Source organism: Streptomyces sp. NPDC031121 (assembly GCF_055570615.1).
The window spans coordinates 110,245-125,669 of the sequence record NZ_JBVIGV010000011.1 but is presented as its reverse complement, the minus strand read 5'-3'; the positions used below and the strand labels follow the sequence as shown (position 1 = coordinate 125,669).

The window sequence follows — 15,425 nt, the reverse complement described above, 5'->3', positions numbered from 1 at the left end:
ACCCCGGAAAGCGAGGGAACCGCGCATGAAAGCCGTCCTCTTCGACATGTTCGGCGTCATCGCACGCCTGCAGTCGCCCGAGTCCAGAGCCGCGCTCCAGGCCGTCGCCGGCGGCGACCCCGACCGATTCTGGGAGGCGTACTGGGCGCAGCGCGCCCCCTACGACCGCGGCGACGTCGACGGCCCGGCCTACTGGCAGGGCGTATGCGCGGCCCTCGGAACCACCCCCGACGAGCGCCTCACCCGCGACCTCATCGCCGCCGATCTGGCCAGTTGGAGCGAGGTCGACGACCGCGCCGTCGCCCTGCTCGCCGAGCTGGCCGACCGGGGGGTCGTCCTCGGGCTCCTCTCCAACATCCCCGAGGAGCTCGCCGTCCGGTACGAGGCAACCCAGCCCTGGCTGGAGCGGTTCGCCGTACGCGGCCTGTCCTGCCGCATCGGCAGCGCCAAGCCCGAAGCCGCGGCGTACGAGTGGTGCCTGCGGGAGCTGGGACTGCCCCCGGGGGAGGTGCTGTTCGTCGACGACCGGGAGGACAACGTCCGCACCGCCCGCGAACTCGGCATGCAGGGACACCTGTTCACCGGCCCGGAAGCGCTGCGGACCGCCCTCCGGGCCGCCCTGGAGACGGGCCTGCCGTGACGGTCCCCGCGACGCCGCAGCTCTGCCTTGTGCGCCGAAGCCTGACGCCGCCGCCTGCCGCAACGGCTACGTCGCGGCCGTCAAGCCGCTCGGCTCGGCTTCCACCGAGACCTGGCCTGACCCCGCCGACGACGCGGGATCGACCGCCAAGACGGTCGTGCTGCGCACGAAGGATGACGCCTCCTCGCCGCGGCCGCCGGACACGAACCCGGGGCCCCGGCAGCAGGCCGACCGGGCCCCGCCCCGTCAGAGCCAGCCCTGCTGCGCCGCCTTCAGGCCCGCCTCGAAGCGGCTCGTGGCGTGCAGGCGCTCCATCAGCGCGGCCATCTGCCGCCGGACCGTCCGCAGCGACACACCCAGCCGCTTGCCGGCCGCTTCGTCGGTCATCCCCGACGCCAGCAGCCGCAGCAGTTCCAGCTCGGCCGCCGTGGGCCGCGTGTCGCTGGGGCGCGGGCGGTCCGCCCCCAGGGGCACCGCCGCGTTCCAGGTCTGCTCGAACAGGGTGATCAGCGAGGCGACGATGCCGGGCGCACGCGTACACAGCGCGCCCAGGCGGGAGTTGGCCGGGTCGATCGGCACGACCGCGACCATGCGGTCGAACACCAGCAGGCGCGGCGGCAGCAGCGGGCTGGTGCGCACCTGGGCGCCCTGCTCGGTCAGCCAGCGCGCGTACGCCAGCGTCGCCGGGTCGTTGCGGGCGCTGTCCTGGTACACCGACCGCATATCGATGCCGCGGGCCAGCGCCCGCCGGTCCAGCGGCCGGGACGCCTCCAGGCTCGCCTCGGACAGGGCGCCGCCCGGCAGGATCGCCAGGCACTCCCCGACGAGCCCGTGGGCGAGTTCCTCCAGCCGGCTCTGGATCGCGTCCATCCCGACGAGCCGTTCGGCGCCGTCGACCTCGGTGTTCGGCCGGAGTTCCGCGAACTCGGATACCACCTGCGCCGCGGCCGCCTTGCTGCGCGCCAGCTCCTGCTGCCGCCGTACGAGCTCCTCCTCCTGGCGGCGCAGCAGCAGTTCCAGGCCCAGCTCGGGCCGGACCGCGCGCAGCGCGCCGGGAGAGTCCCGCGACGGCCTCAGCAGGTCGAGGTCGACGAGCCGGTCGAGGCCCGCGCGGACCTGCTCCTCGGTGAGGCCGAGACGGGCCCCCAACTCGGCGACACCCCCGGACGGATCGGCGAGCATCCCCCGGTACACGGCTTCCACGTCCGCCCCGAGCCCCAGCGCCTGCAGCATGCCCCAGCCCCCAGCTGTCGTACGGCCCCTCGCCCCCGCGGCCCGCCGCGGACGCCCGTTCCCATGATCGTAAACGAGACCTGACACCAAGGTGCCAGGCCCGTTGGTGACAGCCGCAACCCCTTTCCCGCGGGCACCGGCGGCAGCAGCATGGTGATCACCGGAACGGCGGGGCACAGGCCCCGGCCCCGGGCGCCGGAGGCACCCGGCCGGCCCGGACAGCGCGCTCAGCACACCGCACCACACCACCGCTTCCCGACTTTCGATCCTGGGGGGATCCATGTCCCGCACCGCCCGCACCGCCGCTGCCGCCGCCCTCTGCGCCCTGCTCTGCGCCGGATCCGGCCTCGGCGCCGCGACCACCGCGAGCGCCGCCTCCACGCCGACGGCCGCCGCCGGCACCGGCCCGGGCAGCATCAACTGGGACACCGCCCCCAAGTACGCGACCGGCAGCATCAACTGGGACTGACCGGCGTGCGCGTCATCCGGGCCACCCTCGACGGGCCACGCCCCCTCCCCGGCCCCGACGCCGACGGTGCCCTCGCCGTCCTCTCCGACCTCATCTGGGCGCACGCCCGAGCAGCACACGGACTAGAACACGTCCGGGCCAGGCCCTCCCACGCCGGCGTGGACCTCTACCTCTTCCTCCGCGCAGCCTCCGAGGCCGCCGCCCTCGACCAAGCCCGCGCCCTCCTCTCCGGCGCCCGTGCCCCGCTGCGCGCCCAGGGCTACGCCACCCCGCCCCCGGGCCACTGACCGGCCCAGGCCCAAGGACCAAGGACCAAGGACCAACGCAGTGACGAACACCCTCCTCCAGGCCGCCCGCAAGACCGCCGTCGCCGCCCTGTCCGGTGTGCTCGGGGCCGGGCTCCTCACGGCCGCGACCGTCGCCGCCGCCCCCGCCGCCGCAGCCGCGACCACATGCAGCGGCACCGCCTCGATCTACGGCGTCCTCCCCGACGGCCGCCTCACCTTCAGCACGATCACGCCCGCCACGGGCGAGCTGAAGAAGGTCCTCGTCGGTGCCGACCTCGGCTTCGAGCCGCGGGCGATGGCCACCCTCAACTTCAACACCGTCCTGGTCACCTCGACCGCCGGCGCCCTCTACCGTCTGGACGTCCTCACCAACAACACGTCGCTCGTCCTGGAGCGCCCGCCCGTCAAGCTCTTCGACAGCGGCTGGACACACGACAAGCTCACCTACGACGGGCACGGCCACCTGTACGGCACCGCGGGCGGCCTCCTCCTGCAGTACCTGGTGTCGCAGCCGAAGCCGACCGGTTCGGCGCACATCGGCCAGCGCAAGGAGATCGGCAGCGGCTTCGTCCTGAAGACCCTCACCGCCGCGGGCGACGACCGCCTGCTGGCGACCACCGCGGCCGGCGCCCTGTACTCGTACGAGATCGACAGTGCGGGCGGGTGGAGCCGCGACGACCTGAAGGCCTCGGGCTGGTCCGCGTTCGACCAGCTCGTCTCGCCCGGCGGAGGCCTCTACTACGGCCGGATCGCCACCACCGGCGCCATGTACTGGTACAAGGACGCCAATCCGGCCGACGGCAGCGGCAGCGACATCGCCTACCACAACGACACGCCCGTCAACACCGGCGGCTGGACCCAGCAGCTGCTCTCCGCCCAGCCGGGCACGTTCACCTGCACCACCACCGCGGACCCGCTCGACGGCCGTGACATCCCCGCCGTGAAGGCGGCAGGCCGCGACCTGATGAACCGCCACGACGGCGGCGTCTGGAACAACTCCACCCAGTGGACCTGCCTGGAGCAGCTCTGGGACAAGGAGAGCGGCTGGCGGTACTGGGCCGACAACCCGAACTCCAGCGCGTACGGCATCCCCCAGGCCCTGCCCGGCTCCAAGATGGACGCCTTTGGCGACGACTGGCGCACCAACCCGATCACGCAGATCAAGTGGGGCCTGTCGTACATCGACGGCCGGTACGGCACACCGTGCGGTGCCTGGAACCACTTCCTGAAGAACAACTGGTACTGAGGCGCGGCCGCGACCGCACCTCCCCTGCCTCACCCTCTTCCGCCCCGCCCGGCTCAGGGCTGCCCGAAACCACCGGAGAAGAACCCATGCGTCGCTCGTCGTCCCGCACGCTCCGCCTCACCGCGACCCTCGCCGCGGCCGCGACCTCCCTCGGCCTGGTCACCCTCACCACGGCGACGCCGGCCCAGGCGGCCGCCGTCTGCGGCGGCAACGTCTCGATCTACGGCACCCTGCCGGACGGGCGCCTCACGTACACGGCGATAGCCCCGAACACCGGCGACCGCGTCAAGACGCTGATCGGCGCGAACCTCGGCTTCACGCCGAAGGCGATGGCCACCCTCAACTTCAACACCGTCCTCGTGACGTCCACGGCGGGCGAGCTGTACCGCGTCGACATCCAGACCAACGACAACGCCCTGGCCCTGGCCGGCGTGACCAGGATCTGGGACAGCGGCTGGACCTTCGACAAGATGGTCTACGACGGCGCCGGCCACCTCTACGGCACGGTCGGGGGCCAGCTCCACCGCTACAACGTCTCCCAGGCCAAGCCCGCCGGCCCGGCCCACATCGCCAAGCACGTCGTGATCGACGAGGGCTTCGTCCTCAAGACCCTCGCCGCGGCCGGCGACGACGTCCTCATCGCCACCACCGCCGACGGCAAACTGCTCTCGTACCAGATCAACGGCGTCGGCGACTGGGAGCGCTCGGAACTCAAGAGCAGCGGCTGGTCGGCGGTCGACAGCCTCGTCTCGCCCGGCGGCGGCCTCTACTACGGCCGCACGAACAGCGGCATGTACTGGTACCACGACGCCGACCCCACCGACGGCAAGGGCGGCGACATCGCCTACCACTCCGACGACCCGGTCGACGCGAGCGGCTGGACCCAGACCCTGCTCTCCGCGTACGCCAACGACTGCACCTACCAGCCGCCGGCGCCGCCCACCCCGACCCCGTCCACGCGCGGCGGCCAGATCACCCGCACCGAGATCATGAGCCGCGCCGTGAACTGGCTGAACCGCGACATCCCGTACAGCCAGAGCGCGTACGCCTCCGACCCGGACGGCGGCCACTCGTACCGCACCGACTGCTCGGGCTTCATCTCGATGGCCTGGCACGCCGACAGCAGCTACACCACCGCCAGCCTCCCGGGCGTCAGCGCCACCATCTCCAAGTCCGACCTTCAGCCGGGGGACGCGCTGAACACGTCGTCGGGGCATGTGGTGCTCTTCGAGAAGTGGGTCGACAAGGCGGCCGGCAAGTTCTCGTTCATCCACCAGTCGAACCCGAACGACGACATGATGCGCGGACAGGACTACCTCAACGGCGGCTCGGACGGCCGCATCGCCGGCCACGCGGCCTCGGGCTACGTGGCCCTCCGCTACGACAAGGTGATCAACGGCTGACACCGGCACACACGAGGGGCCCGCGGGACAGCAGCACACAGGCTGCACCCCGCGGGCCCTTCTGCCGAGAAGCGCATTCACTCCCATCTCATTGCAACGACAGGCCATGGCTCATTGCATTACCCTCCATGCTCAGCGCAACGATTTGACGGCGCTGACCTGCGCTTATTCCTTCGCAGGGCATCAGTTCCGTTGTGGCTTTATAAAACGCAACGTAGCTTTTCCGGTGTAGGAAACAAAAGCGCGACGCATCGGAGAAGCGACACCATGACGAAGACCCCCTCACCCTGGACCGGCACGGTCACCGTCGACGACACCGCACTGGCCGTGACCGACACGGGCGGCCCCGGCCGCCCCGTGGTCTACCTCAACGGCTGCTACGCCGACCAGTCGCACTGGCGCCGCGTCATCGCCGACCTCGGCCCCGACTTCCGGCACATCACGTTCGACGCCCGCGCCCGCGGCAGGTCGCAGCGCTCCGCGGACTACTCCTTCGAGGCGTGCCTCCGCGACATCGACGCCGTCCTCGCGGCGCGCTGCGTGGAGCGGCCGATCCTGGTGGGCTGGTCCTACGGCGCCGCCCTCGCCGTCAACTGGGCCGCCCGCAACCCGGGCCGCGCCGAGGGCGCGGTGTGCGTGGACGGAGCGCTGCCGCACGAATGGCTGGACGACGCCGCCCGGGTGGAGATCCGCAAGCTGTTCCGCCGGCTGAGCCCGCTGTTCCCGATCGCCCGCCGCCTCGGCATGGCGGCCCGGATGAGCGCCGCCCAGCACGCCGAGATCAACATCGAGGTGAACGAACTCTGCGCGCCTGCGGTCCTCAACCCGGTCCTCGACCGCCTGACCCTCCCCGTCCGCTACGTCCTCGCGACGGGCGGCAACCTGGGCGGCGAAGCGCAACTGATGGAGAAGATCCGAGCCGGCCTGACCCCGGCCACCCTCCGCAATCCGAACATCCGCATCAGCGCAAAGGTCCCCAGCAACCACTCGAAGATCCTCCGCCGGGACGCCCCCACGATCGCCCACACCATCCGCACCCTCACCACCACCCAGCACAGCGCGGAAGCCGCCTGAGCCGAGGCGACCCCGCCGCCCGGACGCCGGCCGCCCGCATGCCGACGGCCCCGGCGCAGTGTCCGGGGCCGTCAAGCGCGGTGCGCCCGCGGCCGGTGCCGCGGGCTGTCCGCCTCAGCCGAAGTAGCCGAAGACGTCGACCACCACATGGGCGGAGCCCCAGCCCAGGTTCGCGAGATCCACCTTCCCCGTGCTCCCCACGGGCACCGTCACGAGGTTGGCCACGGTCCTGCCGGCCGTCCAGTTCAGGTTGGAGGAGCCCGGGCGGGCGGTGCCTGCCGGCCACACCGTCAGGTGCCCGTCCGATTGCGGCTCGGTCACCGTCACGTTCAGCACGACCGCCTTGGCCCGGCCGAGTTCAGGGCTGCCGGAGAGGTCGAGCCCGATGCTTCCGCGTGCGGGAACCGCACCGGTGCCCCGGGTGTCCAGTAGGCGGGTGGGGCCGGCCGGGTGGAAGAGGGCACCGGCCTGGTCCGCGGAGTAGTGGCCGAACACGTCCGCGATCAAGTGGGCGGTGCCCCAGCTCGCGTTGAACAGCTTCACCGTCCCGTCCGCGCCGACCGGGACCACCACATGGTTGGGCACCGTCTGGCCAGCCGCCCAGTTCAGGTTGGACGAGTTCGGCCGCTCGACGCCCGACGGCCACACCGTCAGGTGCCCGGCTTCCACCGCATCCGTCACGGTCACGTTCAGCACGACGGCCTTGACGCCGCTCTGCGGGACGCCTCCGCGCCCGGCGACCCGGAGCGTGACCTCCGAGCGCGCCGGCACCGGCAGGGTCCCCGGCCGGCCCACTCCCGCCCGCGAGTCCAGCAGCCGCTCGGGGCCCGTCGCGGTGAAGGTGCTGCCGCCCGCGTCCGCCGAGTAGTAGCCGAACACGTCGGCGATGACGTGGGCGGTCCCCCAGCCGGCGTTGCGCAGGTTCACCCTGCCGTCCTCGCCCACCGGTGCCACGACCTGATTTGCCGCGGTTCGGCCGGCCGTCCAGTTGAGGTTGGAGGAGTCGGGTCTGCTGCTGCCCGACGGCCAGACGGTCAGGTGGCCGTCGGATTGCGGTTCGGTCACCGTCACGTTCAGCACGACCGCCTTGACCCCGCTCTGCGGGACCCCTCCGCGTCCGGCCACCTGCAGCTGAACCTCGCCTCCCGCCGCGACGGGGCCGGCCCCGGGGCGTCCCAGGCCCGTGCGGGTGTCCAGCAGCCGCGCCGGGGAGAGCGCCGTGAAGCGGTCGCCCGCCCTGGCCGCCGCGATCCCGTTGTCGACGACGTGGATGCGCTGGTTGTCGGCGTCGACCCACACGACGGTGGAGCCGGTGCGGTCCACCGCCCAGGAGCGGTGCGGGCGGCGGAAGGACTTCCACTCCTCGCCTTGGGCGAGGGTCCGGACCCGCACGGTGCCCTCGCCGCCGGAGACCTTGATGCCGTCGTGGAAGTCGAGCAGCAGCAGCCGGCCCGTGGACAGGTCCTGGCGTACCAGGTAGCCGTCGCCGAGCAGCGACTCCCGCCCGCTGTACTGGCTGCTCCAGCCGACGCTGTGCACCGGAACGGACAGCGTCTGGCGGGTCACCGTGTCGTACACGCCGCTCGTGCGCAGGGCACCGGTGTAGTCCTGGCATCCCCAGGAGACGAAGCGTCCGACGGCCTCGAGGAGCGTGGCCGTGCAGGGGGTCGTGAACGTCCCGCGGTCGAGGTTGCCCCGCACGTCGGTGGCGCGGACGGTGGTGTCGCCCTCCCTGGCGGTCCACAGCGTGTCGCCCTGCACGGCGACAGCGGCGGCCTGCGTCCGGAACACCTCGGCGTTCGTGTCGAGATCGGCCACGAGCACGAGGTGGTTCGACGACCAGCCGCCGTATGCGGTCTGCGCGAGCACCACGTACCGGCCGGAGGCGTCCGCGGTCTGCAGACCGCCGGCGTCGCCGGTTGGGAAGGTGCCGGCCCATTCCTTGCTGCCCGCCCGGCGGAAGACCGCCCTCTGCCTCTCAGCCGGCTCGTACTCCAGATACCGCCCGTCCCCGGTGGACCGGAGGCCGACACAAGCGGAGGAGTGCCCGCTGCAGTCCCGGAGGGCGTGCGTTCCGTCGAGGTACTCGGCGGTCTTCACCGGAGTCGGATCGTTCGAGATCCGATAGCTGCGGTAGGCGCCCGTGATGTCGCCCGGCTGGAAGTGGACGGTGTCGGAGGCTGCCGTGAGTACACCGCCGCCGATCGCCAGGCCGAACACGGTCGCCGGCGCCGGGGGCACGTCGGCCAGCCTCTCGAGCACCGGCTCGCCGGTCCCCCCGTCCACGGTGAGCCGGTGGACGGCGGTCTCCGGCTGGGTCCCGTACGCGGGCCTTTTCACACTGCCGATGACAACGAGCGAGCCGTCCGGCGCGGGCAGGAGCTGGGTGTCGGTGAACTCCATCGGTTCTCCGTACCTGCCGGAGTTCGGGCCCAAGCCCTTGAGCCTGAGCGGGCGGCCCCGGTTGTCACCGGAATCACCCACAGGGGAGTCGGTGGTCACCAACCAGTCCCCGTCGCCCAGCATGCGCTGCCGGCCGTGATCCCGATCCCATGGGGTGCTGTCGGACAGCAGCACGGTCTGCGGCCGCCCCCGGTCCAGTACGTCCAGGGCGCCGTCGGCGCCGGTGCGCATCACCTTGCCCTTGGCCAGGTGGAAGGTGTGCGTGTGGTCGTACTGGCCTTCGTCCGGGAGCGCGGTGGCCTGCCCCGTCACCACGTCGACCAGCACGGAGTGCATGAGGCCGTCGAGACGGTGGCGGAGGATAAGCGAGTCCCGGTCCCCGTCGTGCACGGACGGAGTGAGGACGGCGCCGTCCGGCAGCGCCACCTTGGCGCGCACCGCCGAACCGCCGTCCAGCCGGTTCAGGTACCAGCCGGTGACGGTGGAGCCGCTGCCCTCGGAGGTCAGCACGGTGCGCCCGAACGTCCCGTGGTAGGTCTGCCCGGCGGGGATCGCGAGGCTGCCCACCGCGACAAGCCGGCCGGTGGCCATGTCGTACAGGTCGACCCTGGCGGGTGTCTGCGGTGTGGCCGCGACGGGAACGGCCACGGTGTCCGAACCGGTTCCGTAGCGGTGGTCGGGGGCTCCCGTGTATCCGCCGGGGAGTTGGCCGCGGTCGAGGCCCGCTTCGATCGGGGCGGGCAGCCGCAGGCCCGTGTCGGTGGTGGTGCCGCTGCCGTACCGGGTCCACAGCAGCCGGTCGCTGCCTTCGTGCGCGTGCAGCAGGCCGGTTTCGCCCGCCGAGAAGAGCCGCTCCCTCGCGGGCAGGCCCCGCGGAGCGGGCGGCAGTACGAGCTCGCCGGGAGCCCCGGCGGCTGCGGCGGCCGGGGCTGCGACCGCCTCGGGCGGTGCCGCGCTCAGCAGTGCCGTGCCGGTGGCCAGCGCGAGCGCGGCGGCCCCCAGCCCCCGTCGCCATCGCGACGATCGTCGTGCAGTCAGTTCCACAACCACCCTCTCCTGGGCAAAGCGGGAGGAAGGGAACAGTGCTCCGTCACGGGTACGCATGTGATGACCCGTAGGCATCACTGTGCGCACTCGGCCCCCTCCGAACGCGACGGAGCATAACAACGCGGTCCGTGCATCGCGCAGGAGTTTGGGGGCGGGCCCGGCCCCCGCGGCGTGCCGACGGGATCGCGCCGCCATTGCCGGAGATTTCCGACCATCAGATTACCGCTTGGTACAATCCCGCGGTTCATCACACCAGGGATAGGCGTAGTACGTGGATACCCGCACTTCTCGAAGGCAGGTGCGGTGGTCCCACGGGACCGTTGCCGACCTGCTCGTCGGCCGCAACAACAGTCTGGGCTTCATCCGGCTCATCCTGGCGACGGCCGTGGTCGTCTCGCACGCCTACGTGCTGGGTTTCGGCCGATCGGAACTGGGCCATTCCTTCACCCGCGGCCAGGTCGACCTCGGCAAGTGGTCCGTGTACGGCTTCTTCGTCCTCTCCGGGATCCTCGTGACCCGCAGCGGTGTGCGCCTGAGCCTGGGCCGTTTCCTCTGGCACCGGGGCCTGCGGCTCCTGCCCGGGCTGTGGATGTGCCTGTTCCTGACGGCGTTCGTCGCGGCTCCCGTCCTGTACTGGCGCCTGCACGGCACCTTGGACGGGTTCTTCGGGCGCGCCTCGGGCCCGTGGGAGTACCTGCGCGCCAACTGGACGATCGCTCTGCAGCAGAACGACGTGTCCGACGTGATGGCCGATGCCATGAGCCGGGGGCTCTCGCACGACCGCAGCCTCGACGGGGCCCTGTGGTCGCTGTACTACGAGGTCCTCTGCTACGCGGGGGTGGCGGTCCTGCTGGTGACGGGCGTACTCGCCCGTGCCCGCCGCGCCGTCCTGCTGCTCGCCGGCGTCCTCGGCTGGCTCGTGCTCCGGCAGGCGGTCGGTGACCGGTTCTGGGCCGGAGCCTTCGAAGCCTCCTACTTCCATCCGATCGACCTGCCGGTCTTCGGCTACACGAAGCCCGTCCTGATCATCTACCTCGGGTTCGCCTTCGCGCTGGGCGCGGTCATCGAGCTGTACCGCGAGCGGATCCCCGTCAGCGACGCGCTCGGGGTGCTGTCCCTGCTGGTACTCCTCGCCAGCGCCCGCTACGGATACCTCTTCGTGGTCGGCATCCCCGCGTTCGCCTACTTCCTGGTGTGGCTGGCGATCCGGCTGCCGGCCCCCTTCCGCCGGATCGGTGCGCGCCACGACTACTCGTACGGCATCTACATCTACGGCTTCGTCGTCGAGCAGGGGATGGCCGTGCTCGGCTTCGCCCGCTGGGGTCTGCTGCCCTACCTCGGCCTGAGCCTGGCGGTGACCGCTCTGCTGGCGATGCTGTCGTGGCACTGCGTAGAAGGCCCCGCCATGCGGCTGAAGGACATCGGCAGCCGCCGGAAGCCCCGTCAGGAGCCCCGGCCGGAGCGGCCCTCCGCGGGCCCGGTGCGACAACCCGAAGCCGTCGGGTGAACGGCTGAGGGGGGTGGGGTCCTCGCGGACCCCACCCCCCTCGCTGTTTGCCGGGATCAGAGCACGACGTCGTAGGTGACCCAGCCGGTCCCGATCAGGAACCGGTCGGGGCCGACGAAGTCATACAGCTCGCCGGTCTTGGTGAGGCCGACCTGCTCGGCCGCACCGTCGCTGTTGAGGTCGGCCGCGTACGGCGTCCACTCGTTGTTCCACCAGGCGACACCGACGACGCTCGGGCTGCCCAGGGTGATCGGCCCCTCCTTGGTGGTGTTCGGGTAGAGGTGGAGCCTGCCGTCGTTGCGGTGCGCCAGGATATCCACCCTGTGGTCGTTGTTGAGGTCCGCGAAGCGGAGCGTCGTCCAGTCCGCGGCTCCCCAGCCGACGCCGATCGAGACCCGGTTGCCCAGGGTCTGGGTGCCGGTGCCGCCCTGGTGGGGGTAGACCCACAGGTTGCCGCTGCCGTCCCGGCCGATGACGTCGGTGCGGCCGTCGCCGTTCATGTCGCCGAAGCCGAGGTCGTAGGCGTTCCAGCCCGTTCCGATCAGGACCGGGTTGCCCAGCGTCTCGGTTCCGGTGCGGCCCGTGCCCGGGTAGAGGTACAGGCCGCCGCGGTGGTTGCGCGCGACGATGTCGGTGTAGCCGTCGTTGTTGAGGTCGGCCGTGTGCAGGCGGGTCCAGTGGTCGCGCCACCAGCCGTTGCCGGCGAAGTACCGCGTTCCGAGTGTGCCGGTGCCACTGCCGCCGGTGCCGGGGTAGATCCACAGTTCGCCGTTGGCGTCGCGGGTGACGACGTCCGTGTAGCCGTCGCCGTTGTAGTCCGGACGGCCCTGGCTGTTGCTGGTCCACAGGCTCTGCCCGGAGGCGTTGTAGAGGACGAGCACGCCCCGCGGGTGCAGCACCGCGTACGAGTACGGGGTGTTCGTCTTCGTGCTCCACACCGGCGTCGTGCCGTCGGCCTTGTAGACGACGAGGTTGCCATCGCTCTGCATGCGGGCCACGGCGCCGGGGTTGCCGCCGGTGCCGGTCGCCCAGATGGGCTTCTTGTCCTTCGTGTAGAGGACGAGGTTGCCGTCCGCCTGCATCACGAGCTTGGCGTTGCCGCTGGAGAACTCCTGCCCGGAGGCGAGGGTGGTGCCAGAGGGGATGCGGGCGCCGGGCACGCCGTCGATCTCGAAGCGGGCCGCGAAGGAGCCGACCGTCGCGGCGTCCGCGGTGGGCCGCCCGGGCCAGCCGACCATGGTGTTGTCGGACTGCCGCGCCCACAGGTCGGCGACGCCGTCACCGTCGAGGTCGCCGGAGGAGCCCACCGCCGGGTACGCGGCGCGGGACACGCCGGAGCCGATCTTGGATCGCGACAGGGTGCCCCAGGTGGCGAGGTCGACGGCCCGGCCGGACTCCTGGCTCCGCATGCCGTGGGAGCGCAGGACGTCACCGGTGGCGTTGTCGCGCAGCCACAGGTCGGGCACACCGTCCTTGTTGGTGTCGCCCGGCGCGACGACGGTGTACTTGTCCCAGTCGGTGCCGCCGACGAGTACGGGGTCCGCATCGTCCAGGCTGCCGAAGATGGTGGCGAAGTACGCCCAGAGCTTGTTGCCCTGCTTGACGAGGATGTCCGGGACGGAGTCCCCGTTGAGGTCCCCTGGTGCGATGATCTGCTCGGCGTCGGACCAGTGGTCGTTCGTCGGCTGTCCCACCGCGAATGACGTGGGGTTGTGGATGGCGCCCCCGCCCGCGTTGGAGTAGACCGACAGGGTCTTGCCCGGCAACCCGGCGGGCTGCTGGAGGGCCAGCATGTCGTTCGTGCCGTCCCCGTCCCAGTCGCCGAGGGTGGCGACCTGCGCTCCGGCGAAGGACTCCGGGGAGCTGATCGACGCGGAGAACTTGTTGCCGCCCTTGCCGGTGTAGGTCAGGAGGCTGCCGAAGAGGTCGGCGCTCCAGATGTCGCGCCGGCCGTCGCCGTCGAGGTCGTGCGGGATGTCCACGGTCGTGGTGCGCCCCGCGTAGAACAGGTAGGCCGTGGTGTCGGAGCGGTTGCCCGCGGCGTCCTGGCTGAAGGCGTAGACGAAGTGCGGGCCGGGGCCCGGCGGGGTGATCTTGGCGGTGAACGAGGTGCCTGCGGCGACGGTGGCGCTCTTCACCTCCGGGTCCCAGTCGGTGTAGTAGCCGTACCAGGTGACGTCGCCGACACCGTTGGAGGAGAGGACGAAGTCCCCTTCCTGGCGGGCCTTGCCGGTGTTCTGCGGCCAGCCGTCCCTGCCGTCGGGGAAGGCCGTCGAGGCGATCTTCGGAGCCCTGGCGGGCCGGTCGCGGTCGATGGTGAACTTGCAGGGCTGGGTCCAGGCCGACTGGGCGCCGTCGCCGTCGGTCGTCCGCGCCTTCCACTCGTAGCCGCCGTTCGGCAGGGTGGCGTCGGGTACGGCCCAGGCCGCCACCTTCCCGTTGTTCACGGCGATGGACTGGCTCGCGACGGGCGTGCTCTGGCCGGCCTTGAAGACCTGGAACTCGGTGGTCAGGTTCCCCGAGTCGCGGTCGGAGGCCGTCGCGAAGAGGCTGACGGTGGCATTGCCGATCGTGCCGCCCTGGGCGCACGGCACCCACGGAGAGGTGCCCGGGTCCGACGGAGTGTCCGGCGGGTTGTTGTACTGGATCTCCAGCGTCATCGTCTTCGGGTCGAAGCGCTTCCACTGGTAGACGTCGCTCTCGTTCGGCGCGTACAGGCCGAGGGTCACGCTCGACCGGTGGGCGGCCGCAGCGGCCCGTACGGCCTTGGTAGCGTCGAACTCGAGGTTGCCGGCCTCGCAGCCGGGGCGGCCCTTGGCGTCCTTGACCGTGCTCTGGTGCTCGCCCTTGCGGGGCTGCCGGTCCCAGGTGGTGGCCGGGGAGATGGGCTCGGTCTCGTACAGGTCGACCGGGGTCTTCGTGCACGACCAGGCCCAGGTCTCCTTGATCCGGAAGGTGGCCGCGGTGACCTGCGCCCCCTTGACGTTGGAGGTGTCGAGCTGGAAGAACGACCGCGAGAGCCCGTTCGTCTCGGACTCGTAGCCGACCCGCACGTCCTCCTTGGTGTTCCAGTAGGAGTTCGACCGCCAGGTCCGGTAGGCCCACGCCCAGTTCTGCCGCTGGCCCCAAGTCACCGACGGGTCGATGAAGACGGGGTACTTCGTCTCCGCGGCGGTGAGGAGGGCCTGGTCGGGCTTGATCTCCAGCGTGCCGTTGGCGACAGTCGCGGGCATCTGGGCGTTCTTCGCGCCGGACGGGGTGATGAACACGTCCGACGGGGCCGGGTCCGTATCCGCGGCGGACGTGCCTGCGGCGGTGCCCGTGCCCGCGGTCGCTCCGGCGCCCGCTCCGAGAGCCTGCGCTCCCGCCGCGGCCGGGGCGGCCGTACCCGCGGTGGTGGTCGAATCCCACATCAGGGGTGTGGGCGAGGTGAAGACGATTTCACCCGCCGGATTGACGGCGGTGAGCAGGCCGTTCACAGCGTCCCTGCTGACGTTCAGTCCCACGGTGTCGATCTTCAGCCGCAACGTGGCCAGGTCCGGGTGCTTCGCCGCCGCGGGCGTTTTGACGACCAGCAGCTGCGAAAAGCCCTCGACCTCGGCTTTCACCTGGAGATCGACATCCGGCAGCACATTCGCGTACGTGGCCACGTTCGCGGCGAGCGTCGGCTTGGGCAGCGCCGCGGGCCAGGAGAACGACAGGGTCCGGCCGTTCTTCACGCCGGTCAGCAGGGGGCCCGTGCCGCCGCCTGAGAAGGCGATCGACACCGCCGAGGCCTTGGGCCGCACCTTCCCGTCTGGCGCGAACTCCAGTGTCGGGTCGGTCGCGACCCAGCCCCCCGCGCGCCGCACACGCACCGTCGTCCCGTGACGCTTGACCGACCACTTGCCCGTCGGCAGCGCCCACGTGTCGGATGTCTCCGTACGCGCTGCGACGAGCTCGTACGGCTGCCCGGTCTCCTTCGCCTTGGCGAGCGCGAAATCCGCGGCCGACATGGAACCCTCAGCGACCGGATCGACCGCGGCCGAGGCCGTCGCGGACGGCTGCAGAATACCGATCCCGGTGGCGGAGATAACGCCTGCCAATACGGCGGAAATCGGCCTTGAAATCCCCCGC

Annotated in this window: 10 protein-coding genes; 7 read left to right on the top strand and 3 right to left on the bottom strand. The window is 71.4% G+C overall.

The window, feature by feature from the left end:
• Nucleotides 1-25: 25 nt before the first annotated feature.
• On the top strand, nt 26-640 hold the full coding sequence (locus ACZ462_RS21730) for an HAD family hydrolase (RefSeq protein WP_467803049.1): 615 nt from the start codon (nt 26-28) through the stop codon (nt 638-640).
• A 246-nt stretch (nt 641-886) separates the two neighbouring features.
• Here ACZ462_RS21730 and ACZ462_RS21725 read toward each other — a convergent pair whose 3' ends face one another.
• Nucleotides 887-1,873 (bottom strand): LuxR C-terminal-related transcriptional regulator, encoded by a 987-nt coding sequence (locus tag ACZ462_RS21725; RefSeq protein ID WP_467803048.1) that lies wholly within the window; start codon nt 1,871-1,873, stop codon nt 887-889.
• Nucleotides 1,874-2,153: 280 nt separating this feature from the next.
• Here ACZ462_RS21725 and ACZ462_RS21720 point away from each other — a divergent pair, with 280 nt between their 5' ends.
• The 5 genes from ACZ462_RS21720 (at nt 2,154) to ACZ462_RS21700 (ending at nt 6,352) form a co-directional block, all read left to right on the top strand.
• Entirely contained in the window at nt 2,154-2,342 is a 189-nt protein-coding gene (locus tag ACZ462_RS21720) for a hypothetical protein (protein ID WP_467803047.1), read from the top strand.
• Nucleotides 2,343-2,347: 5 nt separating this feature from the next.
• On the top strand, nt 2,348-2,629 hold the full coding sequence (locus ACZ462_RS21715) for a hypothetical protein (protein ID WP_467803045.1): 282 nt from the start codon (nt 2,348-2,350) through the stop codon (nt 2,627-2,629).
• A 40-nt stretch (nt 2,630-2,669) separates the two neighbouring features.
• Complete coding sequence (locus ACZ462_RS21710) at nt 2,670-3,875, top strand: aggregation-promoting factor C-terminal-like domain-containing protein (protein WP_467803043.1); 1,206 nt, start codon at nt 2,670-2,672, stop codon at nt 3,873-3,875.
• 86 nt (nt 3,876-3,961) lie between these two features.
• On the top strand, nt 3,962-5,278 hold the full coding sequence (locus ACZ462_RS21705) for a tachylectin-related carbohydrate-binding protein (RefSeq protein ID WP_467803041.1): 1,317 nt from the start codon (nt 3,962-3,964) through the stop codon (nt 5,276-5,278).
• Between the two features lie 267 nt (nt 5,279-5,545).
• Nucleotides 5,546-6,352, top strand: coding sequence for an alpha/beta fold hydrolase (locus tag ACZ462_RS21700; protein ID WP_467803040.1), 807 nt, complete (start codon nt 5,546-5,548; stop codon nt 6,350-6,352).
• Between the two features lie 114 nt (nt 6,353-6,466).
• On the opposite strand, the gene ACZ462_RS21695 is transcribed toward ACZ462_RS21700, so the two are convergent.
• Nucleotides 6,467-9,799, bottom strand: a complete 3,333-nt coding sequence (locus ACZ462_RS21695; RefSeq protein WP_467803039.1) for a hypothetical protein — start codon at nt 9,797-9,799, stop codon at nt 6,467-6,469.
• A 274-nt stretch (nt 9,800-10,073) separates the two neighbouring features.
• Between ACZ462_RS21695 and ACZ462_RS21690 the strand changes: the two genes are divergently transcribed.
• Nucleotides 10,074-11,309: an acyltransferase family protein gene (locus tag ACZ462_RS21690; protein ID WP_467803037.1), complete on the top strand. Its 1,236-nt coding sequence runs from the start codon at nt 10,074-10,076 to the stop codon at nt 11,307-11,309.
• Between the two features lie 56 nt (nt 11,310-11,365).
• On the opposite strand, the gene ACZ462_RS21685 is transcribed toward ACZ462_RS21690, so the two are convergent.
• Nucleotides 11,366-15,304: an FG-GAP repeat domain-containing protein gene (locus ACZ462_RS21685; protein ID WP_467803036.1), complete on the bottom strand. Its 3,939-nt coding sequence runs from the start codon at nt 15,302-15,304 to the stop codon at nt 11,366-11,368.
• Nucleotides 15,305-15,425: the final 121 nt, after the last annotated feature.

Bases quoted from the DNA above. Each gene is read 5' to 3' on its own strand.
- ACZ462_RS21730 (WP_467803049.1), top strand. From the start codon at position 26: ATGAAAGCCGTCCTCTTCGACATGTTCGGCGTCATCGCACGCCTGCAG.
- ACZ462_RS21725 (WP_467803048.1), bottom strand. From the start codon at position 1,873: ATGCTGCAGGCGCTGGGGCTCGGGGCGGACGTGGAAGCCGTGTACCGG.
- ACZ462_RS21720 (WP_467803047.1), top strand. From the start codon at position 2,154: ATGTCCCGCACCGCCCGCACCGCCGCTGCCGCCGCCCTCTGCGCCCTG.
- ACZ462_RS21705 (WP_467803041.1), top strand. From the start codon at position 3,962: ATGCGTCGCTCGTCGTCCCGCACGCTCCGCCTCACCGCGACCCTCGCC.
- ACZ462_RS21700 (WP_467803040.1), top strand. From the start codon at position 5,546: ATGACGAAGACCCCCTCACCCTGGACCGGCACGGTCACCGTCGACGAC.
- ACZ462_RS21685 (WP_467803036.1), bottom strand. From the start codon at position 15,304: ATGTCGGCCGCGGATTTCGCGCTCGCCAAGGCGAAGGAGACCGGGCAG.